Genomic DNA, 21,008 nt, shown 5'->3' with positions numbered 1-21,008 from the left:
GAGGTCGAACGGGCGGCGAAGCCAACTGGGAGAACCTGCCTTGAGTCGTGAAACTGACACTCCGTCCACCGGGCCCGACGGGCGCGGCGGAGCCGCGTACCCGTCCGGCACGCCGCCGTACGGGACCCCCATGGCTTCCGGCGACGGTACGGACGCGGGCCGTTCGGGCACGCGGCCGGAGGAGAAGAAGACCGAGACCACGCTGACGACCCGGATCAGGATCAACATCCCCGGGTCCCGGCCCATTCCGCCGGTCGTGGTGCGCAAGCCCGTCGCGGAGAGCGGCGCCGCCGGGGACGAGGCGCCCGCCGCCGACCCCCGGCCGGCGGCCGACCGCACGGCGGCCCCCGCCGCCGAGGCCCCGGCCGGATCCGGGGCCCAGGCGGAGGAGAAGACCAGCGACTGGTTCGCGCCCCGCAAGTCGTCCGCCGCCAAGGGCGGACCGGGCGGCGGTGGCACGAACGGTGCCGGAATGTCCGGTGGTTCCGGTTCGGCCACGAGTGCGTCGGGCGCCCGTCCGGGTGGACCGGAAGCACCGGGTACGGCCGGTACCACCGGCGCACGCTCCGGTGGCAGCCGGCCCGGTGGCGGCCGCCCCGGCGGTGTGGTGGGCTCCATGAGCGTGCCGGGCGCCCGCCCCGGCGCCACGAACGGCAAGGGTCTGCCCGGCGCCACCGGCGGCCCCGTCGCCCCCGGACACGGCGGCGGCACCGGCTCCTTCGACGTGACCGAGGCCCTGAACGCGGGCCCGCTCGGCAACGGCTCCCGCTCCGGCGGCCCCGGCGGCGAGCCGCGCCGCGACGACCTCCCGTACTTCGCGGAGAACGCCGACCAGGACGGCTTCGGCGGCTCCGGCGCGAGCGGCTCCGACGGCTACGGCGGCGCCCCCGGCGCGAGCCGGAACGGTTTCCCGGACACCGGCTCGAACGACCACGACGGCCTCGGCGCCGCGGCGGGCAGCGGCCCGGCCGGCGGAGCCGGCGGCCTGGGCGGACCCGGCGGTCCCAGCGGCTTCAACGGCCCGCACGGCCACGGCGGCCCCGGCGGCCCGCAGGGCCCGGCCGGCCCCACCAGCGGCCCGGTCACGGGCGACGGCCCCCTCGCCCCCTCGGGCGGCGAAGCGTTCGACGGCGGCCCGCTCGGCGGCGGCTACGCGCCCGGCGGCCAGGGCCCCAAGCCGCCCCGCAGCGCCCTCGCCGACATCGCCGACCTGGAAGGCCCGGCACGTCCCGGCGGCCCCGGAGCGCACAGCGCCGGCCCCGGCGGACTCGGCCCGGGCGGCGGGCTCAGCGACGACACCGCGATCCTCACCCCGCAGAAGCCGGCCCCCGAACCGGGCACGCCCGGCTACCGCCCGGCCGACCACGTCTCCGGGCACACCGTCACCAGCGGCATCCCGGTCGTCCCCGGCGCCGCCCCGTACGGCGGCCCCTCGTCCGCCGGCCCGGCCACGCCCCCCGCGTCGCCGCCGGCCGGCGCCCCCAAGGCGCAGGCCAAGCCGAAGAAGAAGGGCCGCAGCAAGCTGGTGCTGCTGGGCGTCGGCGTGGTCGTCGTCGCGGGCGGCGCCTACTGCGCCGGACTGCTGATGAACCGCACCGACGTGCCCAAGGGCACCACGGTCCTCGGCCTGGACATCGGCGGCGGCACCCGTGACGACGCCGTCAAGAAGCTCGACGACGCCTTCGGCGGCCGGGTCAACAAGCCGCTGAAGCTCGACGTCGGCGGCAGGACGGTCAGCATCACCCCCGAGAACGCCGGGCTCCAGTTCGACTTCCAGGACACCGTGAGCAAGGCCGCGACCAGCGACTACAACCCGGTGCACGTCATCGGCTCGCTCTTCGGGCAGAAGCGGGTGATCGAGCCGTCGATGCCGGTGGACGAGGAGAAGCTCCAGGCCGCGCTGCAGCAGGCCGGCGGCGGCTCCGGCTCGGTCGTCGAGGGCGGCATCGACTTCAAGCCCGGCCGAGCGGTCGCCGTCTACGGCAAGGCGGGCAAGGCCGTCGACGCGGGCCGGTCGGCCCAGGCGGTCGAGCAGGCCTACCGCACCCTGGTGGAGACGGACACCGCGACCCCGGTCACCGTCCCGACGACCACCAGGCAGCCGATGGTGTCGAACGCCGAGGTCGACCGCGAGATGAAGGAGTTCGCGGAGCCGGCGATGTCGGCCAAGGTCACCGTGTCGGCGGGCGCGGGGCACGTGGTGCTGATGAGCCCGGAGAAATCCCTCTGGAAGTTCCTCAAGGTGGTGCCCACCGCGGACGGCAAGCTGACCGACAAGCCCGACCTCAACGCCCTGAAGCAGCTCTACGGCGGGGCCTTCGACGGCGTGCTCATCACCCGCGGCAACGGCAAGAAGACGGCGGTCACCCCGCAGGACGTCTACGTCGCCCTGCGCCAGGCCCTGATCAGCAAGACCAACCGGGTCGCGGTCATCCAGACCAACCCGAGCTGACGGGGACACAGGCGGAAGAAGGGGGCGCCCAGCGACACCGGGCGCCCCTTCGCCGTACCGTCACCCGGCCCGTATGACATCTGTCATCCGGCACTGAGGACCCCCGACACTGCCCCGCACCCGGCCGCCGCCGCGAGCATGGACGCCATGACGACAACTGCGGCACCGGCCACCACCACCCCGGTGGTCGGCTTCGACCAGGTGACCAAGACGTACGGGAGCGTCCGGGCCGTCGACGGGCTCTCGCTCCGGCTGTACCCGGGCGAGACCGTCGCCCTCCTCGGCCCGAACGGGGCCGGCAAGTCCACCACCCTCGACCTGCTCCTCGGTCTGAAGCACCCCGACAGCGGCACGGTGAGCCTGTTCGGCGGCGCCCCCCGTGACGCGATCGTCGCCGGGCGGGTCGGCGCCATGCTGCAGAGCGGCGGGCTGATGGACGAGGTCACCGTCGAGGAGCTGGTGAAGCTGTCCTGCGCGCTGCACCCGAGGCCGTACAAGGCGGCCGACGTGATGGCCCGCGCGGGCATCGCGCAGATCGCCGACCGCAAGGTCGACAAGCTCTCCGGCGGCCAGTCCCAGCGCGTCCGGTTCGCGCTCGCCACCGCCGGCGACAGCGACCTGATCATCCTGGACGAGCCGACCACCGGCATGGACGTCTCCGCCCGCCAGGCCTTCTGGGCCACCATGCGCGAGCAGGCCGACCAGGGCCGTACCGTCCTGTTCGCCACGCACTACCTCGAAGAGGCCGACGCGATCGCGGACCGCGTCCTGGTGCTGCACCGCGGGCGGCTCCTCGCCGACGGCACCGCCGCCGAGATCAAGGCCAAGGCGGGCGCCCGGCGGGTCTCCTTCGACCTGGAGGGCGGGATCGACGAGGCCGCGCTGCGCGCCCTGCCGTTCCTGACGTCGATCGACGTGTCGGGCCAGACCGTCCGCATCCAGTCGTCCGACGCCGACGCCACCGTGCACGCCCTGTACGGCCTCGGTGTCTACCCCCGCAACCTCGAAGTCGCCGGGCTCGGTCTGGAGCAGGCCTTCGTCGCCATCACGGAGGCCGAGGAGGCCAAGCAGTCATGAACGCCCTGATCAAGCTGGAACTGGCCCGCGCCTTCCGGAACAAGAAATTCCTGTTCTTCTCGGTGCTCTACCCCTCGATCCTCTTCCTGATCTTCTCCAGCAGCTCCGGCTCCACCTCCAGGGTCGACGACACCGGCCTGACCGTCGCCACCTACCTGATGGTCTCCATGGCCTCCTTCGGCGCGCTGACCGCCGTCCTGATGGGCAACAGCGAGCGCATCGCCAAGGAGCGCGAGAGCGGCTGGGTACGGCAGCTGCGGCTGACCTCGCTGCCGGGGCGCGGCTATGTCCTCGCCAAGACCGCCAGCGCCGCGGTGGTGAGTCTGCCGTCGATCGTCGTGGTGTTCCTGGCCGCCGCCGTGATCAAGAGCGTCCACCTGGACGCCTGGCAGTGGGCCGCCCTCACCGGGGTCATCTGGGCCGGCAGCCTCGTCTTCGCCGCGCTCGGCGTCGCCATCGGCTACCTCGCCTCCGGCGACGCGGTCCGCCCGATCACCATGATCGTCTACTTCGGTCTGTCGATCCTCGGCGGCCTGTGGATGCCCTCCACCACCTTTCCCAGGGCGCTGCAGGACATCGCGAAATGGCTGCCCACGCACGCGTACGCTGCACTGGGGCGGTCGATCGAGCAGAGCCAGGCCCCGCACGCCACGGACATCGCCGTCCTCGCCGTCTACTTCGTCCTCTTCGCGGGCGGTGCGGCCTGGCTGTACCGGAAGGACACGCTGAAGGCGTGAGCACGATGACGGAAGACCAGCAGGCCCCCGAGCGGCGGCCGGAGCACCAGGTGCGCATCGGCCAGGGGCCGCGCAACCGGCGCGAGCTGGTGGTCAAGACACTGTGGATCGGGATCTGGCTGGTCTTCCTCAGCTCCCCGGTCAAGGACCTGGCCTCCGGCCGGCACACCACGGTCGCCACGGTCGCCGGCGCGCTCGGCCTAGCCGCCTTCGTCACCGCCTACCTCACGCTGGTCTTCCGGAACATCGGCCGGCGCTTCACCCCCCGTGTCGTTCTCTCCCTGCTCGCGGTCCTCGCCGTCCTCGCCCCCCTGCTGACGTACGGCCTCGGCGACGCGTGGCTCGGCCTGTTCATCTACCTGTCGGTCGCCTGCGGGGCGACCCTGCCGGTCCGGGCCGCGTTCTGGGCGATCCCGGCGGCGACCGTGACCATGTACCTGGTCGGACTGCGCTGGGACGTGAAACCGGACGAGAGCCTGCTCCTCGTCCCGCTGATCGGGTTCGCGATGGTCGGGGTCGGCCAGCTCATCCGTACGACCGTCGAGCTGCAGAAGGCGCGGGCCACCGTCGCCCACCTCGCCGCGAACGAGGAACGGCTGCGGCTCGCCCGGGACCTGCACGACCTGCTCGGCCACTCCCTGTCCCTGATCACGCTGAAGAGCGAGCTGGCCGGCCGGATGCTGCCCGACCATCCCGACAAGGCGGCCCGGCAGGTCGCCGACATCGAGCAGGTCAGCCGGCAGGCGCTGGTCGACGTGCGGGAGGCCGTCACCGGCTACCGGCGGCCCCGGCTCGCCGCCGAACTCGCCGGCGCCCAGGTCGCCCTGACCGCCGCCGGCGTCGCCGCCGAGGTCCCCGCCGAGCCCGACCTCACCGGAGTCCCCGAACAGTCCGAGTCGGCGCTCGCCTGGGCGCTGCGCGAGGCGGTCACCAACGTGGTCCGGCACAGCGGCGCCGAGAAGTGCCTCGTCCAGCTCGCCCGGCGGCAGACCCTCGACGGTGCGATCCTCGAGCTCTCCGTCGAGGACGACGGATCCGGCGGCGCCGGCGGCATTCCGGGCAACGGTCTGACCGGGCTGATGGAGCGGCTCGAGAAGGCCGGCGGCACCCTGGAGGCGGCCCGGATCAAGCGCGGTTTCCGGCTCGTCGCCCGCGTCCCGGCGGCCCCTGCGGGGACGTAGGATCCGGGGCATGACGAGCACGATCAAGGTCCTGCTGGCCGAGGACCAGTCGATGGTCCGCGAGGCCCTGGCCGCGCTGCTCGGGCTGGAGGACGACATCGAGGTCGTCGCCCAGGTCGCGCGCGGCGACCAGGTGCTCGCCGCCGTCGGCGCGCACGGCGTGGACGTGGCGCTGCTCGACATCGAGATGCCCGGCTGCACCGGCATCGAGGCGGCCGCCCGGGTCCACCGGGAGTTCCCGCGGGTCAAGCTGGTCGTCCTCACCACCTTCGGCCGCCCCGGCTATCTGCGCAGCGCCATGGAGGCGGGCGCCGACGCCTTCCTCGTCAAGGACGCCCCGGCCGCGCAGCTCGCCGAGGCGATCCGCAAGGTGCTGGCCGGCGAGCGGGTCATCGACCCCACGCTCGCCGCCGCCGCGCTCGCCGAGGGCGCCAATCCGCTCACCGAACGCGAACGCGAGGTGCTGCGCGCGGCCGCCGACGGATCCACCAACGCCGAGCTGGCCAAGACCCTGCATCTGTCGCAGGGCACGGTCCGCAACTACCTGTCCACGGCCATCCAGAAGCTGGCGGTGCGCAACCGGGCGGAGGCGGTGCGGACGGCGCGGGAGAAGGGCTGGCTGTGACGGCTCAGTTGAGCATCGCCCGCGCGGTGTGCGCCTGCTGCCGTACCTTCTGCGCGGACGACTCGTCCACCACCTCGATCAGGTCGGCGTAGTACTCCAGCTCTTCGGCGCCCGAGGTGAACTCGCCGCGCTGCACCAGGAGCTGCCCCCGCTCGTAGCGGAGCCGGGCCGGGTGGGCGGGCACCAGCAGCGCCAGTTCCACGGCCCACAGGGCCACGTCCGAGCGCTCGGGGCGGGCGGCGGCCCACGCCCGGATGTTGTTCAGGATCCGCTGGACGATCTCCAGCGGCGCCGCGGGCCGCAGCATCGAGGCGTCCAGCGGCGCTCCCGTGGACCCCACCACCAGCAGCTCCGCGTCGCTCCCGGCCAGCACCCGTCCCCCGTCGAACGGATCGGCCAGCACCTGCTCCTCGGGCGGCCCGAAACCCACCACGAAGTGCCCCGGCAGCGCGACCCCGTACACCGGGGCGCCCGCCCGCCGCGCGACCTCCAGCCACACCACCGACAGCAGGATCGGCAGCCCGCGCCGCCGGCGCAGCACCTCGTGCAGCAGGGAGGACTCCAGGCGCTGGTAGTCGCCGGGCGTGCCGTGGAAGTCGTGGCGCACGCCGAGCAGCCGCCGTACGGCCTCCGCCCAGTCGCCCGGCCCGCCCGGCCGGTACGGCAGCTCGCCCGCGAGCCGGTCCAGCTCCAGCTGCGCGGCGTCGATCCCGGCCTCGTCCAGCGAGCGGTCCGCCCCGGCACCGATCAGCAGGCACAGCGCCGCCAGATCCGGCCGCTCGGCCCGGGCCTCCTCCGCGAACCTCCGGCACAACTCGGCCGCCCGCTCCGGCGGAGGCGGATACGGCGGCGGCAGATACGGGGAACGCATGCCAGGCTCATGCCCTTTCACAACGGTTTCTACGACCGCTTCGGCCCACCGGGTCGGAGGGACGGACGCGGGTGGCCGAGGGCGTGGGGTGGGACGGCCGGTGCGGCAGGGGCGGCAGGGGCGGCAGGGCCGGTGTTCCGGTGGCGGGCCGCGTCGACTGCCGGATGCTGGCGGCCGGGCGGCTGGGTGGCGTGGAGCGGGACGACGGGGGCGGCCGTGGCCGGTGCCTGGCGTCGGGTTTCTGGGCCGGAGGCGGCCGTGGCGCGGTCTTCGGGCGTGGCGGGTGTTTGGCGTTGGCCTTCGGGTCCGGTGGTGGCTCTGGCTTGGTGTGCGGCGCTGGCCGGTGTTTCGCGTCGGCCTTCGGGTCCGGTGGTGGTCGTGCCCGGGTCTGTGGCGCTGGCCGGCGTTTGGCGTCGGCCGTCGGGGCCCGTGGTCGCCGTACCCCGGTCTCCTGTTGTGGCCGGTGTTGCGCGTCGGCCTTCCGGGCCGGTGATCGCCGTGCCCCGGCTCCCGACCGAGGGCTCGTACGTATTTCGGCCGGAGGCTTCGGAGTCCGCCGAGGCCGGCCGGTCCGGGTCGGCGGTTTCTCGGCCGGAGGCCTCGGAGTCCGTCGAGGCCGGCTGGTCAGGCTCGGGGGTTTCCCTGCCGGAGGCTTCGGAGTCCGCCGCGTCCGGCTGGGCCGGGTCGGTAGGGGCCCGGTAGTGGTGGTAGGCGTGGTGCGGGGTGAAGCCCAGTGCGGCGTACAGGGCGCGGGCGGCCTCGTTGTCCGTCTCCACCTGGAGCCAGGCCGCCGAGGCGCCCTCGTCCAGGGCCCGGCGGGCCAGCGCGGCCATGACCTCCGTGGCGAGGCCTTCGCGGCGCCGGCCGGGGTCCACCTCGACCGCCGCGAAACCGGCCCAGCGTCCGTCCACGACACACCGCCCGATCGCCGCCGGGGGCTCGCCCTCGGCGCCCGGCACCGTCGCGAACCACACCGACGGACCCGCGCCGAGCACCCGCAGGGCCACCTCGCTCACCCCCTTGCGCCGGTACCGGGCGAGCCACGCCTCGTCCGCCTCCCGGGACAGCACCACGCCGGCGCCCTCGGCCCGGTCCGCGACCGGCGCGAGCGCGCCGGTCCACAGCTCGGCGGTCACCTCCCGCACCCAGCCGCGCCGTTCCAGCTCCGCGCACAGCAGTTCCTGCGTGCCCTCGGCGCCGGTGGCCGTCTGCAGGTAGGCGGGCAGGCCGCGCTCGCCGTACCAGCGTCGTACGGCCGCCAGGGCCGCGTCGAGGGGGAGGCCGGGATCGCCCAGCGGCAGCACGCTGTTGGCGCGCCGCGTGAACCCGCCGGCCGCACGCAGGACCCACTCGCCGAGCCGTTCCGTCTCCAGCGGCTGCCAGCCGCGCGAGGCGACCCCGGCGAGTTCCTCGTACGACGCGGCGGGCCCCCGGCGGCGCGCCGGAGCGGCCGGCACCACCTTGCCCGCGACCAGGGCAGACTCGGCGATCCGGACACTCCGTCCATCCCGCCGTGTGATCATGAGCACGCCCTCATCCCATGATGTGAGAACACCCACCGTGTCGGTGAACTTCTCTTGCGCCGCACCAGGTTCGCTCAAGCGCCGTACTGAGACACGTTTCCCCACGTCAGCAGGGGTGATTCGGACTTCAAGGCGTCCTGTCGCCGAGATTTCCACCGGTCAGTTCACCCCTCCTGTTCGGATCATGCTCCGGAACGGAGATACTAGGGGCGGGCATCGACGACGCCGCGCTCCCGCGCGCCAGGCGGCGGAGCCTGAGGAGGCCCGCCAGCGCCCTATCGAGGAGGAACGACAGCGTGACCTACGTCATCGCGCAGCCTTGTGTCGACGTCAAGGACAAGGCGTGCATCGAGGAGTGCCCGGTCGACTGCATCTACGAGGGCCAGCGGTCCTTGTACATCCACCCGGACGAATGCGTCGACTGTGGTGCCTGTGAGCCGGTCTGCCCGGTCGAGGCGATCTTCTACGAGGACGACGTCCCGGAGGAGTGGAAGGACTACTACAAGGCGAACGTCGAGTTCTTCGACGAGCTCGGCTCTCCCGGCGGCGCCAGCAAGCTGGGGCTGATCGAGCGCGACCACCCCTTCGTCGCCGCGCTCCCGCCGCAGGGCGAGTGACCGTCTGAGCGCCAAGCGGCCGCCCGCCACGCAGCGCCGCGCCGCCTCGGTCCCGTACGGCCCGATCACGTCGATCAGCGCCGCACGGGACCGAGGCGTTTGCCGCACCGTACGAAAGTGAGCCTGATTCCCGTGTCCGCAGTCTCCGACCGGCTCCCCGCCTTCCCCTGGGACAAGCTGGAGCCGTACAAGAAGACGGCCGCCGCGCACCCCGACGGGATCGTCGACCTCTCCGTGGGCACCCCGGTCGACCCGGTGCCCGAACTGATCCAGAAGGCCCTGATCGCCGCGGCCGACTCCCCGGGCTACCCGACCGTCTGGGGCACCCCCGCACTGCGCGACGCGATCACCGGCTGGCTGGAGCGCCGCCTGGGCGCCCGCGGGGTCACCCACCGTCACGTCCTTCCGGTCGTCGGCTCCAAGGAGCTGGTCGCCTGGCTGCCCACCCAGCTGGGCCTCGGCCCCGGCGACAAGGTGGCCTACCCGCGCCTCGCCTACCCCACCTACGAGGTCGGCGCCCGCCTCGCCCGCGCCGGCTACGAGGCGTACGACGACCCGCGCGACCTCGACCCCGCGGGCCTGAAGCTGCTGTGGCTGAACTCCCCGTCCAACCCCACGGGCAAGGTCATCCCCCAGCAGGAGCTGACGGACATCGTCGCCTGGGCCCGCGCCCACGGCGTCCTGCTGGTCTCCGACGAGTGCTACCTGGAGCTGGGCTGGGAGGCCGACCCGGTCTCCGTCCTGCACCCGGACGTCAACGGCGGCTCCTACGACGGCATCGTCGCCGTCCACTCCCTGTCCAAGCGCTCCAACCTGGCCGGCTACCGCGCCGCCTTCATCGCCGGCGACCCGTCCGTGCTGGGCCCGCTGCTGGAGATCCGCAAGCACGGCGGCATGATGACCAGCGCACCGACGCAGGCGGCCGTGGTGGCGGCCCTCGGCGACGACGCCCACGTCCACGAGCAGCGCGAGCGCTACGCCGCCCGCCGCGAGGCCCTCCGCGCGGCCCTGCTCCGCCACGGCTTCCGCATCGAGCACAGCGAGGCCAGCCTCTACCTGTGGGCCACCCGCGACGAGTCCTGCTGGCACACGGTCGCCCACCTGGCCGACCTCGGCATCCTCGTGGCCCCGGGCGACTTCTACGGCCAGGCGGGCGAAAACTTCGTACGAGTGGCCCTGACAGCCACGGACGAACGCATCCAGGCGGCAGTCAGCCGCCTCTGACCCGCCGTGGGCCAAGCCCTGCACACAGGCAACGGGGCCCAGGGAAACACCCTGGACCCCGTCACCGGCCAACGCGGCGCTCAGCCTCCCAGCGGCAACCCCTGCACCGGCAGCTTCGGCAGCCCGCCCTTGGTCACGTTGCCCGTGGCGCCCCCGACGACGTTCCCCGCCGCTCCGGCGGTGTCGCCCGCGGCCTTCTGCGCCACCGGCGTCGTCTTCTTCACGGCGCCGCCGGCGCTCTTGCCCGCGGCCGGCACCGTCTGCTCGACCGCCTTGCCGCCCGTGTGGCCCGCGAGAGAGGTGACGTTCTGCGCGGCACCGTCGACGGTGCTGCCCGCGTGCGCGGTGTCCAGGGCGCTCAGGCCACCGAGGTTCGGGACCGCCGCCGGCAGGTTCGTGGCCGCACCGGCGGAGCCGGCCGCACCGACCCCGGCTGCCGCTCCCGCTGCGACGAGCAGCGCGGCACGGGCGATCCGGCGGGTCAGAGGGAGGGACATGATGCTCCATTCGACGGGAGTGAACGGTGTCAGTGTCCGGACCCGGGACCGGGCTCGGACGCCGTGACTACCGCTCGAAGCCCGGGAAGGTTGCGGACGCCCCGGGTAAAGAATGGATAACGCATCGCATTATCAGGTGTGGATAAAAGCGGGCAAAGAACGCCCGAGGGGAATTCCGCAGAATCCTTACGGCCCTTGATTTCAAGGGGTTCCTGGAGCCGCCCGGCATGCCACTCGTTCGGCGGTCGACAGCGGCTACGCAGAACCCTCAGGGGTGAGCGCCCGCACTACTGTCCGGTCACGATCCGGACGACGTCCGCGGACTGCGCCGCACCGCCGGCCCCGTCGGCGGCCACCGGCTTCCACGAACCCCCGCCGCTCTGCGCGGTCCACTCCCGGCCCGCGTACGACACCCGCTGGATGTGCAGCGCCGAGGAGTTGGCCACCGCCCACTGCGCCAGCTGCCAGCCCCGCTGCCGCCGGCCGCGCCCGGTCGCGTCCACCTTGGCGCCCTGCGGCACCGGCACGGTCACGGTCCGGCCCTGCGCCGTCGCGGTCACGCTCGGCGCCGGAGACGGCGACGGCACCGGCGTGCCGCCCACCTGCGCCCCGGTCTCCTGCAGCGCGTCCCGCCCGAAGTCCCGTACCAGCGCGGCCCGTACCGCGTCCGGGCCGGTCGCCGAGGCCGTGGCGGCCGGGCGTCCGTCGCAGGTCAGCGTGGCCGCCGCACGCCCGGTCAGCGCCGCCGCGAGCAGCGTGGCGTCCGGCTCGTGCTTGGCGTACGCCTCCGGATAGCCGCTGCGCTGCACCTCCTGGGCGGCCTCGGTCAGCGGCAGGCCGCTGTAGTGGGGCACCTTGGCCAGGTGCGCGTAGAAGATGCCCGCCGCGTACGTCGGGTCCATGATCTGCCGCTCGGTGCCCCAGCCCTGCGAGGGCCGCTGCTGGAACAGGCCGAGCGAGTCCCGGTCGCCGTGCGCTATGTTGCGCAGCCCCGACTCCTGCAGCGCGGTGGCCAGCGCGATCGTCACGGCCCGCTCGGGCATGTTGCGCCCGGTGCCGACGGCCGCGATGGTCGCCGCGTTCTCCGCCTGCTCCGGCGTGAACGCGTACGACGTTCCGTCACCGTCGGCCGAGACCACCTTGCAGCCGCGCGCTCCGCCGCCTCCGGTGACGTACTGCACCACGAGGTACGCGGCGACTCCGCACAGGACCAACAGGGCCGCGGCGTAACGCAGGAGGCGGCCGCGGCGTTTGGGACGGGTGGGGGACGGCTCTGACACGCGTACAAGGTACTGGAGCCCCGACGGACCCTCACCGCGGGTTGCCGGACAGCGCTTGCCGTCGGCCCCCGCGACCGGCGCGCTAGGGTCGGGGCCATGGCCGACACCTCCCTTGACCTCACGCTCGACGCCGCCGCGCTCACCGCCCAACTGGTGGACTTCCCCTCCGAGAGCGGCACCGAGAAGCCGCTCGCGGACGCGATCGAGGCCGCGCTGCGCGCCCTGCCGCACCTGACGGTCGACCGCTACGGCAACAACGTGGTCGCCCGTACGGACCTGGGCCGCGCCGAGCGGGTGATCCTGGCCGGCCACATCGACACCGTCCCGATCGCGGACAACGTGCCCTCGCGCCTGGACGACGACGGCGTGCTGTGGGGCTGCGGCACCTGCGACATGAAGTCGGGCGTCGCGGTGCAGCTGCGCATCGCGGCCACGGTCCCCGCGCCCAACCGGGACATCACCTTCATCTTCTACGACAACGAAGAGGTCGCCGCCGACCTGAACGGCCTCAGGCACGTGGCCATGGCCCACCCCGAGTGGCTCCAGGGCGACTTCGCGGTCCTGCTGGAGCCCTCCGACGGCGAGGTGGAGGGCGGCTGCCAGGGCACGCTGCGGGTGCTGCTGAAGACGAAGGGCGAGCGGGCCCACTCCGCGCGCGGCTGGATGGGCTCGAACGCCATCCACGCCGCCGCTCCCATCCTGGCCCGCCTGGCCGCGTACGAGCCGCGCTACCCGGTGATCGACGGCCTGGAGTACCGCGAGGGCCTGAACGCGGTCGGCATCTCCGGCGGCGTGGCGGGCAACGTCATCCCCGACGAGTGCGTGGTGACCGTCAACTTCCGCTACGCCCCCGACCGCACCGAGGAGGAGGCCGTCGCGCACGTGCGCGAGGTGTTCGCGGACTGCGGGGTGGAGGAGTTCGTGGTCGACGACCACAGCGGCGGCGCGCTGCCCGGCCTGTCCCACCCGGCCGCCGCGGCCTTCATCGAGGCGGTGGGCGGCACCCCGCGGCCCAAGTACGGCTGGACGGACGTCTCCCGCTTCTCCGCGCTCGGCGTCCCCGCGGTCAACTACGGCCCCGGCAACCCCCATTTGGCCCACAAGCGGGACGAGCGGGTGGAGACGGCGAAGATCCTCGCGGGCGAGGAGCGCCTGCGGAACTGGCTCACCGCGTAAGGCGCCCGCACGGCGCATCCTGTGCCGGACATGCGCAGGTCCCCCCTCCGTAACCGGCGTGGATCTACGCTGAGGTGGAACCACCCGCAACGGAGGGAGCGCATATGCCTACCGGCAACCCCGAGGGGAAGAAGGTGCCGCCGGACGAGCAGCGGCTCGGACCGGTCCTCCGACGGCGCGGACAGGTGACACCCAGCACGACCGACCAGCGGCTGCTGGACGAGCGCGCCCCCACGGACTGGGTCCACACCGACCCCTGGCGCGTGCTGCGCATCCAGTCGGAGTTCATCGAGGGCTTCGGCACCCTGGCCGAACTCCCGCCCGCCATCAGCGTGTTCGGCTCGGCGCGTACACCGGTGGACTCGGCGGAGTACGACGCGGGGGTGCGGCTCGGCCGGGGCCTGGTGGAGGCGGGCTGGGCGGTGATCACCGGCGGCGGCCCCGGGGCCATGGAGGCGGCCAACAAGGGCGCGTGCGAGGCGGGCGGCGTCTCGGTGGGCCTGGGCATCGAGCTGCCCTTCGAGCAGGGCCTGAACCCGTACGTCGACATCGGCCTGAACTTCCGGTACTTCTTCGTCCGCAAGATGATGTTCGTGAAGTACGCGCAGGGCTTCGTGGTCCTGCCCGGCGGCCTCGGCACCCTCGACGAGCTCTTCGAGGCCCTGACCCTGGTCCAGACCCAGAAGGTCACCCGCTTCCCGATCGTCCTCTTCGGCAGCGAGTACTGGGGCGGCCTGGTGGACTGGCTGAGGAGCACCCTGGTGGCCCAGGGCAAGGCCACGGAGAAGGACCTGCTGCTCTTCCACCTGACGGACGACGTGGAGGAAGCGGTGGCCCTGGTGTCGAAGGAGGCGGGCCGCTAGCGCGGGGCACGGGGCACCAGGGGGCGGGAGCCCCCTGGCGCCTAGGCCAGACCCCGCCGGGCGACCGCGGGGACCCGGTGGCCGGCGATGGACGCCACCATGTCCAGCACCTGCCGGGTCTCGGCCACCTCGTGCACCCGGTACACCTGCGCCCCCAGCCACGCCGACACCGCCGTCGTCGCCAGCGTGCCGATCAGCCGTTCCTTCACCGGCCGGTCCAGCGTCTCGCCGACGAAGTCCTTGTTGGACAGGGACACCAGCACCGGCCACCCCGTGGCGACCATCTCGTCCAGCCGGCGCGTCGCCTCCAGACTGTGCCGGGTGTTCTTCCCGAAGTCGTGCCCGGGATCGATCAGCACCGACTCCCGCGGCACCCCGAGCGCCACCGCCCGCTCGGCCAGACCCAGGGTGACGTCGAGGATGTCGGCCATCACGTCGTCGTACGTCACCCGGTGCGGGCGCGTACGCGGCTGCACGCCCCCCGCGTGCGTGCACACCAGCCCGACCCGGTACCGCGCGGCGACCTCCGCGAGCCCGGGGTCGACGCCGCCCCACGCGTCGTTCAGCAGGTCGGCGCCCGCCTCGCACACCGCCTCGCCGACCTCGGCCCGCCAGGTGTCCACGCTGATGATCACGTCCGGGAAGCGGCGCCGTACCTCCGCCACGAAGCCGACCGTGCGCCGCGCCTCCTCCTCGGCGGTGACCTCCTCGCCGGGCCCGGCCTTCACCCCGCCGATGTCGACGATCGCGGCGCCCTCGGCCACGGCCTGCTCCACGCGCGCGAGGGCCGGCTCGTCGCGGAACGTGGCCCCCTGGTCGTAGAAGGAGTCCGGAGTCCGGTTCACGATCGCCATGATCACCGGCTCGTGGGGCCCGAATTCCCGCCTGCCCAGCCTGAGCATCCGCTGTGACCTCTCCTAGTACGTCCCGCTGTACGGCCGCCTGTGACCCTAACTGTCAGACTCGCATGGCACGATCGGACCCTGACACATTCAGCGTCCGGAACAACGACCGGCACGGACCGTGGGGACCCTGGCGATGGTGATGTTCTTGTTCCTGGTCGTCGCACTGGCCGTCGTGGTCGCCGCGGTGACCCTCGCCGTGGTGGGCGGCGGCGGGAGCGGCCCGCTGCCCGAGGCGGCGCCGGAGCGGCTGTGGGACCCGCTGCCTCCGGACCGCCCGGTGGACCGCGCGGACGTGGAGAGCCTGCGCTTCCCGGTCGCCCCGCGCGGCTACCGCATGGCGGACGTCGACGACGCCCTCGGCCGGCTTGCCGCCGAACTCTCCGAGCGGGACGCCCGCATCGCCGACCTGGAGTCGGCGCTGGCCGGCGCCAGAGCCGCGGCGGCCCACGCCCGCCCGGACCAGCACGACCACCCGGAGGACCAGCGATGAGCGCCGGCGCCGCCCTCGCCGGACCCGACGGCGCCCTGCGCTGCCCGTGGGCCCTGTCCACCGAGGACTATGTGTCGTACCACGACGAGGAGTGGGGCCGCCCGGTCCACGGCGACGACGCCCTCTTCGAGCGGATCAGCCTGGAGGCCTTCCAGTCGGGCCTGTCCTGGATCACGATCCTGCGCCGCCGCGAGGGCTTCCGCGCCGCGTTCGCCGGCTTCCGTATCGAGAAGGTCGCCGCCTTCACCGACGAGGACCGGGAGCGGCTCCTCGCCGACCCGGGCATCATCCGCAACCGCGCCAAGATCGACGCCACGCTCGCCAACGCGCGCGTGCTCGCCGACTGGGCCGAGGGCGAGCTGGACGAGCTGATCTGGTCCCACGCCCCGGACCCGGCCGGCCGCCCGGCGCCGAAGACCCTCGCCGACGTCCCGGCCGTCACCCCGGAGTCCACCGCCCTGTCCAAGACGCTGAAGAAACGGGGCCTCAGATTCGTCGGCCCGACCACCGCGTACGCCCTCATGCAGGCGTGCGGCCTGGTCGACGACCACCTGGAGGCCTGCGTGGCCAGAGGCGCCGGTGCCTGACCCCAGGACCGCGTCCATGTCCGGGCCCCGGACCCTGGCCGGCATCCTGGACGCGGCGGCCCGCGGCAGCTTCCCGGCGCCGGACGGCGGTGTCACCGTCGTGCCGCAGCCGAGCGGGCGCGACGCCGGAGTGATCGCGTTCACCGCGCACTCCGTGGTGTTCACCGACGAGGACCCGAAGTGGGTGCGCGGCACGCTCGCGTCCCTCGACTGCGACGAGCTGGCGGCGGCGATGAACCCCCGCTTCCTGTCCGCGTTCCTGGCCCGCACGGGCCGCACGATGGACTGCGTCGACCTGCTCACCGTGGCCGGCTCCCTGCCCGGCGAACCCCCGCTGGAGCTGCGCGAGCTGTCCGACCCGGACCATCCGCGCGTGCGCAGGGCCCGCGAGCACCGGGACGACGTCCGCGTCTGGGCGGCCGACGGGGGAGTGGTCGTCCTCGGCCGGGGCGTCGCCGGGCGCTGGGAGACGGCGGTCGAGGTCGACGAGGACGTACGGCACCGGGGGCTGGGCCGGGCCCTGGCCATGGCCGCCCGGCACCTGGTCCCGCCGGGGGAGTGGCTGTGGTCGCAGCAGGCCGCCGGCAACGCCCGCAGCGTGCGCGCCTTCCAGGCGGCCGGCTACCGCCCGGTGGGCGCGGAGGCCCTGCTCACCGCGCCCTAGAGCCTGCGTGTCACCGGCCGAGGTATTTCGGCTTCTCCTTGTTCACGAAGGCCTGCACCGCGATCGCGTGGTCCTCGGACCGTCCGGCCCGGGCCTGCAGCTCGTCCTCCTTCTCCAGGGTCTCGGCGAGGGAGTGCGTGAGGCCGTAGGCCACCGCCTCCTTGATCGCCGCGTACGCCACCGTCGGGCCCTCGGCCAGCGCCCGCGCCGTCTTCTCGGCCTCGGCGCGCACCTCGGCGGCGGGCACCACCCGGTTGGCGATGCCCAGCTCCAGCGCATCCTGGGCGCTGATGCTGCGCGGGAAGAGCAGCAGGTCGGCGGCGCGGCTCGGGCCGATCACCCGGGGCAGCGTCCAGGAGATCCCGGAGTCGGCGGTCAGGGCGACGCCGGCGAAGGAGGTGTTGAAGGCGGCCGTGTCGGCGACCACCCGGTAGTCCGCGGCGAGCGCGAAGCCGAAACCGGCCCCGGCCGCCACCCCGTTCACCGCGGCGACCACCGGCTTGGGCGCTCCGGTGAGGGCGCGGACGATCGGGTTGTAGTGCTCCTTGACGGTGCTCATCGTCTGCCCGGACCCGGTCTCCCGGTCCGCCGCGAGCAGCCCGATGTGCTCCTTGAGGTCCTGGCCCACGCAGAACGCCCGGTCCCCGGCCGCGGTCAGCAGGATCGCCCGTACGGCCGTGTCCGTAGCCGCGGATTCCGCCGCCTCCCGGAGGGCGACCTTGGCCTGGATGTTCAGCGCGTTCATCGCCTCGGGGCGGTTCAGCGTGATCGTCGCGAGCCCGTCGCTCACCTCGTAGCGCACGGTGTCGGCCATGGGACATCCCCTCCGGTTCGCCGGTGACGTACCGCGCGGTACGTCCGTGTACGAAGGACAGCATGGCGGAGATCGCCGCCCGTGCGCCGGACCCGGCGTGTGACCTGCGTCAAAGAAAACCGGAGCGGAGCCGGCGGGCGGATTTCCGGTGCGGGGGCGCAGTATCGCAGCCACATCGCCGAATTGGGTGGTTTTGCTCGCGCGCGTTGCCCAAGCGATGCCGACTGATGTTGGTCATCGGGTCCTGCGATGCGGGATAATGGCTGGGAAGCAATGTGTTCGATGCCGGTGTCGCGTGTCCGTCTCGGAACCGCGGGTGCCCTCGGAGGGCTCCCGGCAGACGATGAGCTGGTTTCAGGAAGGGGAACGAGCATGGCGGCCATGAAGCCGCGGACGGGCGATGGCCCGCTCGAGGTGACCAAGGAGGGGCGGGGCATCGTCATGCGCGTTCCGCTCGAAGGCGGCGGTCGACTCGTCGTCGAGCTGACCCCTGACGAGGCCGAGGCGCTCGGCGACGCCCTCAAGAAGGTCGTCGTCTGACGTCCCAGCGATCCTGTCCTTCCGGCTGCCCCGGCATCGTCAGCGGTGCCGGGGCAGTCGTGCTTCCGCTCCTTGGCGCCCGTCCGCTCACCGCTTGACGGCGCACAGCAGCCCGTCGCCCACCGGCAGCAGCGACGGCACCAGCTCCTGGCTCTCGCGCACCGCGCGCAGCAGCTCCCGCAGCCGCAGCACCTCCGTCGGCTGCGGTCCCGAGTCCACCGTACGGCCGCCCGCGAAGACCCCCTCGAAGACGACGAGGCCGCCCGGCCGGAGCAGGCGCAACGATTCAGCTAGGTAGTCCAGGTACTCCAGCCGGTCGCCGTCGCAGAAGACGAGGTCGTAGCCGGCGTCCGCGAGCCGGGGCAGCACGTCCAGGGCGCGGCCCGGGATGAAGCGGGCCCGGTTGCTGGCGAAACCGCAGGCGCGGAAGGCCTGCCGGGCGAACTGCTGGTGGTCGGGCTCCGTGTCGACCGTGGTGAGCACGCCGTCCGGGCGCATGCCGTGCAGCAGATGGATCCCGGACACCCCGCAGCCCGTGCCGATCTCCGCGACCGCCTTCGCGTCCACGGAGGCGGCGAGCAGTCGCAGCGCGGCGCCCGTGCCGGGCGACACCGAGCGCAGCCCGGCCTCGCGGGCCCGGTCGCGGGCCCACCGCAGCGCGTCGTCCTCGGCGACAAAGGCGTCGGCGAACGCCCAGCTCGTCTGCCGGTTGCCGGTAATGACCCTCTCCTGTCCCGTGGTTGCCTGGGCGTGACTGTATCCGTTGGCGTCGGGAACCCGCAGATGGGACCGGGCGTTTAGAGGGGTGTGAGGGCGGCCCGGGACGCGAGGGGGGTAAGTCGGGGTGCACGAGGCGGACCAGGACACCGAGCAACTGTTGACGCAGCCGCATCAGCGCGTATCAAATTCTCGTAAAACCGCTTATCCGGAGCTAACGGGCGAGGTGGCTATGGTAGGGGCTCCACTGGACACCACCAGAGCCGACAGGGGAGGTGCGGCTGCGCCCGGGGACCGGGGTGGAGTGCTGCGGCGCTTCCTCGGATCGGCGGGCAGGCCGAAATCCGTGACCGACACCGCTGCCGACCACCACGCCGGTTTCGCCGCAGGCGAGGCCCAGACCGCGACCTTCTCCACCGACGCGGACGGGCAGGCGTGGACTCCGCCCACGTGGGAGGAGATCGTCAGCACGCACAGCGGCCGGGTGTACCGACTGGCCTACCGCCTGACGGGCAACCAGCACGACGCCGAGGACCTCACCCAGGAGGTCTTCGTCCGCGTCTTCCGCTCCCTGTCGACGTACTCGCCGGGCACCTTCGAGGGCTGGCTGCACCGCATCACCACCAACCTCTTCCTGGACATGGTCCGGCGCAAGCAGCGCATCCGCTTCGACGCCCTCGGCGAGGACGCGGCCGAGCGCCTGGCCAGCCGCGAGCCCACCCCGCACCAGGTCTTCAGCGACGCCCACTTCGACGCCGACGTCCAGCAGGCCCTGGACACCCTGGCCCCCGAGTTCCGCGCCGCGGTCGTGCTGTGCGACATCGAGGGACTGTCGTACGAGGAGATCGCCGCGACCCTCGGCGTCAAGCTCGGCACCGTCCGCTCCCGTATCCACCGTGGCCGTTCCCAGCTCCGCAAGGCCCTCGCGCACCGTTCCCCGGAGGCCCGCGCGGCCGAGCGGCGCTCCTTCCTGGCCCGTGTCCCCGCTCTGGGGGGAGGGGGCGCGACGGCGTGAGTGGTTCCCGGCCCAAACCTGCGGAGGCGCACCTCGCAGAGCAGCACCTGGGAGACCGGCTCTCCGCCCTGGTGGACGGAGAGCTCGGTCATGAGACGCGTGAGCGCGTCCTCGCGCACCTGGCCACCTGCGCCCGGTGCAAGGCGGAGGCGGACGCCCAGCGCCGGCTGAAGAACGTGTTCGCGGAGGCGGCCCCGCCGCCCCCCTCGGCGAGCCTGCTGGCCCGCCTGCAGGGCCTGCCCGAAGGAGGTGACCCGGACGGCGACGGCATGTCGCCGCCGGGGGGACCCTTCGGCGGCTCCGGTGACGGCGAGAGCGCCGGGGGAGCCTCCGGCGCCCTCGGGGTCTTCGGAGTGAGGCGCGGCGAGCGCTTCGCGTTCGGCTACGTCCCCGCGCGCCCGCACGGCGCCGGCCGACTCCCCGCGCTGCCCGCCGCCGAGGAGCGCGGCTTCCGCATCCACCCCGTCGGCCGCCCGGACGACGGCCGCTCCGCCTCGCGCGGTCTGCGGTTCGCGGTCGCCGCCGCCGGCGCGGTGTCGCTGGCCGCGGTGGCCCTCGGCGGCGTGACCACGGCCATCCCCGGCGACACCGGCGTGGACGCCCGCGGCGGCTCGGGCACCGGCAGCAATGTGGTCCCGGCGCGCTCGGCGGGCACCGGCGCGGGCTCGGGCACGTCCGCGCCCGAAACCCAGCAGCGCCGCCGGGCGCTGGGACCGCTGCTCGCCCAGGGCGGCGCCCAGCGCGGTTCATCGGCTTCCGCCCCCACCTCGATGTCCGCGCCGCTGGTCCCCGGCCTGCCGACCCCCGACGGCGGCCGGGCCGAGACCGACGGCCTGCGCGGCCTGAACGCGCCGATGATGGCCGGTGCGGCCGCCGTCTCCCCGCTGATACGCCCGCTCGACAACGCCGTGGTCTACCCGCTCACCGCCTGGTCCACGGTCCCCGGCGCGACCGGCTCCGGCCTGCCGCCCGTCTCCGCTCCCGACACCACCGCCCCCGCGCTGCCCACACCGTCCCCCTCCACGCCGGGTCACACCCCCTGACCGGCCACTACGCCACGGCCCGCGAACCTGGTTGAATCCTGTGCGTTCCCGCGGCGCCCCCGGGAACGCAGTCGCCGTTCCGCGCGCGCCGCTCCGGCGGAGGCCGCGTC

At 73.6% G+C, this 21,008-nt stretch carries 21 protein-coding genes and 1 pseudogene; 15 read left to right on the top strand and 7 right to left on the bottom strand.

Features of this window, described 5'->3' with window-relative positions:
• Window positions 1-40 precede the first annotated feature (40 nt).
• The 5 genes from AB0950_RS00910 to AB0950_RS00890 all read left to right on the top strand — a co-directional run bounded on the left by AB0950_RS00910 (window position 41) and on the right by AB0950_RS00890 (window position 6,072).
• The gene (locus AB0950_RS00910) at window positions 41-2,452 is read left to right on the top strand and encodes a hypothetical protein (protein ID WP_366777500.1); all 2,412 of its coding nucleotides are present in this window, start codon (window positions 41-43) and stop codon (window positions 2,450-2,452) included.
• 147 nt (window positions 2,453-2,599) lie between these two features.
• Window positions 2,600-3,529 (top strand): ABC transporter ATP-binding protein, encoded by a 930-nt coding sequence (locus tag AB0950_RS00905; RefSeq protein WP_360159945.1) that lies wholly within the window; start codon window positions 2,600-2,602, stop codon window positions 3,527-3,529.
• Window positions 3,526-4,266 carry an ABC transporter permease gene (locus AB0950_RS00900; RefSeq protein WP_360159946.1) on the top strand — a complete coding sequence of 247 codons (741 nt, stop codon included), beginning with the start codon at window positions 3,526-3,528 and terminating at the stop codon, window positions 4,264-4,266. Before AB0950_RS00905 ends, AB0950_RS00900 begins: the two co-directional genes overlap by 4 nt.
• Entirely contained in the window at window positions 4,263-5,447 is a 1,185-nt protein-coding gene (locus tag AB0950_RS00895) for a histidine kinase (RefSeq protein WP_360574883.1), read from the top strand. The genes AB0950_RS00900 and AB0950_RS00895 overlap by 4 nt, the downstream gene beginning before the upstream one ends.
• Before the next feature lie 10 nt (window positions 5,448-5,457).
• A complete protein-coding gene (locus AB0950_RS00890; RefSeq protein ID WP_360159947.1) occupies window positions 5,458-6,072 on the top strand; it encodes a response regulator transcription factor in 615 nt (204 codons plus the stop codon).
• Window positions 6,073-6,076: 4 nt separating this feature from the next.
• Here the strand turns inward: AB0950_RS00890 and AB0950_RS00885 are convergent, their stop codons facing one another.
• Window positions 6,077-6,943, bottom strand: a complete 867-nt coding sequence (locus tag AB0950_RS00885) for a transglutaminase-like domain-containing protein (RefSeq protein WP_366777499.1) — start codon at window positions 6,941-6,943, stop codon at window positions 6,077-6,079.
• A 689-nt stretch (window positions 6,944-7,632) separates the two neighbouring features.
• A pseudogene (locus tag AB0950_RS00880) lies at window positions 7,633-8,622 on the bottom strand (GNAT family N-acetyltransferase); the annotation flags it as partial.
• A gap of 140 nt (window positions 8,623-8,762) precedes the next feature.
• Here AB0950_RS00880 and fdxA point away from each other — a divergent pair.
• Window positions 8,763-9,083 carry a ferredoxin gene (gene fdxA, locus AB0950_RS00875; RefSeq protein WP_014674796.1) on the top strand — a complete coding sequence of 107 codons (321 nt, stop codon included), beginning with the start codon at window positions 8,763-8,765 and terminating at the stop codon, window positions 9,081-9,083.
• Between the two features lie 132 nt (window positions 9,084-9,215).
• The gene (locus AB0950_RS00870) at window positions 9,216-10,307 is read left to right on the top strand and encodes a bifunctional succinyldiaminopimelate transaminase/glutamate-prephenate aminotransferase (RefSeq protein WP_360574882.1); all 1,092 of its coding nucleotides are present in this window, start codon (window positions 9,216-9,218) and stop codon (window positions 10,305-10,307) included.
• Between the two features lie 80 nt (window positions 10,308-10,387).
• Here AB0950_RS00870 and AB0950_RS00865 read toward each other — a convergent pair whose 3' ends face one another.
• The gene (locus AB0950_RS00865; protein WP_360159950.1) at window positions 10,388-10,804 is read right to left on the bottom strand and encodes an ATP-binding protein; all 417 of its coding nucleotides are present in this window, start codon (window positions 10,802-10,804) and stop codon (window positions 10,388-10,390) included.
• Window positions 10,805-11,091: 287 nt separating this feature from the next.
• Window positions 11,092-12,084 carry a heavy metal transporter gene (locus AB0950_RS00860; protein WP_360159951.1) on the bottom strand — a complete coding sequence of 331 codons (993 nt, stop codon included), beginning with the start codon at window positions 12,082-12,084 and terminating at the stop codon, window positions 11,092-11,094.
• Window positions 12,085-12,180: 96 nt separating this feature from the next.
• Here AB0950_RS00860 and dapE point away from each other — a divergent pair, with 96 nt between their 5' ends.
• A complete protein-coding gene (dapE, locus tag AB0950_RS00855; RefSeq protein ID WP_366777498.1) occupies window positions 12,181-13,260 on the top strand; it encodes a succinyl-diaminopimelate desuccinylase in 1,080 nt (359 codons plus the stop codon).
• A gap of 104 nt (window positions 13,261-13,364) precedes the next feature.
• On the top strand, window positions 13,365-14,123 hold the full coding sequence (locus AB0950_RS00850) for a TIGR00730 family Rossman fold protein (protein ID WP_360159953.1): 759 nt from the start codon (window positions 13,365-13,367) through the stop codon (window positions 14,121-14,123).
• Window positions 14,124-14,164: 41 nt separating this feature from the next.
• Here AB0950_RS00850 and folP read toward each other — a convergent pair whose 3' ends face one another.
• Window positions 14,165-15,025 (bottom strand): dihydropteroate synthase, encoded by an 861-nt coding sequence (gene folP, locus AB0950_RS00845; RefSeq protein ID WP_360159954.1) that lies wholly within the window; start codon window positions 15,023-15,025, stop codon window positions 14,165-14,167.
• Between the two features lie 136 nt (window positions 15,026-15,161).
• On the opposite strand from folP, the gene AB0950_RS00840 reads away from it, so the two are divergent.
• Genes AB0950_RS00840 through AB0950_RS00830 form a run of 3 tightly spaced genes read left to right on the top strand, consistent with a single transcriptional unit; the run spans window position 15,162 to window position 16,769 of the window.
• Window positions 15,162-15,518, top strand: coding sequence for a DivIVA domain-containing protein (locus AB0950_RS00840; RefSeq protein WP_360159955.1), 357 nt, complete (start codon window positions 15,162-15,164; stop codon window positions 15,516-15,518).
• Window positions 15,515-16,105 carry a DNA-3-methyladenine glycosylase I gene (locus AB0950_RS00835; protein WP_360159956.1) on the top strand — a complete coding sequence of 197 codons (591 nt, stop codon included), beginning with the start codon at window positions 15,515-15,517 and terminating at the stop codon, window positions 16,103-16,105. Before AB0950_RS00840 ends, AB0950_RS00835 begins: the two co-directional genes overlap by 4 nt.
• A 16-nt stretch (window positions 16,106-16,121) precedes the next feature.
• Window positions 16,122-16,769: a GNAT family N-acetyltransferase gene (locus AB0950_RS00830; protein WP_360574880.1), complete on the top strand. Its 648-nt coding sequence runs from the start codon at window positions 16,122-16,124 to the stop codon at window positions 16,767-16,769.
• Window positions 16,770-16,779: 10 nt separating this feature from the next.
• Here the strand turns inward: AB0950_RS00830 and AB0950_RS00825 are convergent, their stop codons facing one another.
• The gene (locus AB0950_RS00825) at window positions 16,780-17,583 is read right to left on the bottom strand and encodes an enoyl-CoA hydratase-related protein (protein WP_360574879.1); all 804 of its coding nucleotides are present in this window, start codon (window positions 17,581-17,583) and stop codon (window positions 16,780-16,782) included.
• A 372-nt stretch (window positions 17,584-17,955) separates the two neighbouring features.
• On the opposite strand from AB0950_RS00825, the gene AB0950_RS00820 reads away from it, so the two are divergent.
• The gene (locus AB0950_RS00820) at window positions 17,956-18,123 is read left to right on the top strand and encodes a DUF3117 domain-containing protein (RefSeq protein WP_018544333.1); all 168 of its coding nucleotides are present in this window, start codon (window positions 17,956-17,958) and stop codon (window positions 18,121-18,123) included.
• An 87-nt stretch (window positions 18,124-18,210) separates the two neighbouring features.
• On the opposite strand, the gene AB0950_RS00815 is transcribed toward AB0950_RS00820, so the two are convergent.
• Window positions 18,211-18,906, bottom strand: a complete 696-nt coding sequence (locus AB0950_RS00815; RefSeq protein WP_330342813.1) for an O-methyltransferase — start codon at window positions 18,904-18,906, stop codon at window positions 18,211-18,213.
• Window positions 18,907-19,144: 238 nt separating this feature from the next.
• On the opposite strand from AB0950_RS00815, the gene sigE reads away from it, so the two are divergent.
• Window positions 19,145-19,855 (top strand): RNA polymerase sigma factor SigE, encoded by a 711-nt coding sequence (gene sigE / locus AB0950_RS00810; protein WP_360574878.1) that lies wholly within the window; start codon window positions 19,145-19,147, stop codon window positions 19,853-19,855.
• Entirely contained in the window at window positions 19,852-20,898 is a 1,047-nt protein-coding gene (locus AB0950_RS00805; RefSeq protein WP_366777497.1) for a zf-HC2 domain-containing protein, read from the top strand. The genes sigE and AB0950_RS00805 overlap by 4 nt, the downstream gene beginning before the upstream one ends.
• Window positions 20,899-21,008 lie beyond the last annotated feature (110 nt).

The sequence above is a fragment of the Streptomyces sp. NPDC007189 genome (assembly GCF_040703635.1).
GTDB lineage: Bacteria > Actinomycetota > Actinomycetes > Streptomycetales > Streptomycetaceae > Streptomyces.
The sequence above is the reverse complement of the archived record's forward strand: the minus strand, read 5'-3'. Positions and strand labels throughout refer to the sequence as shown.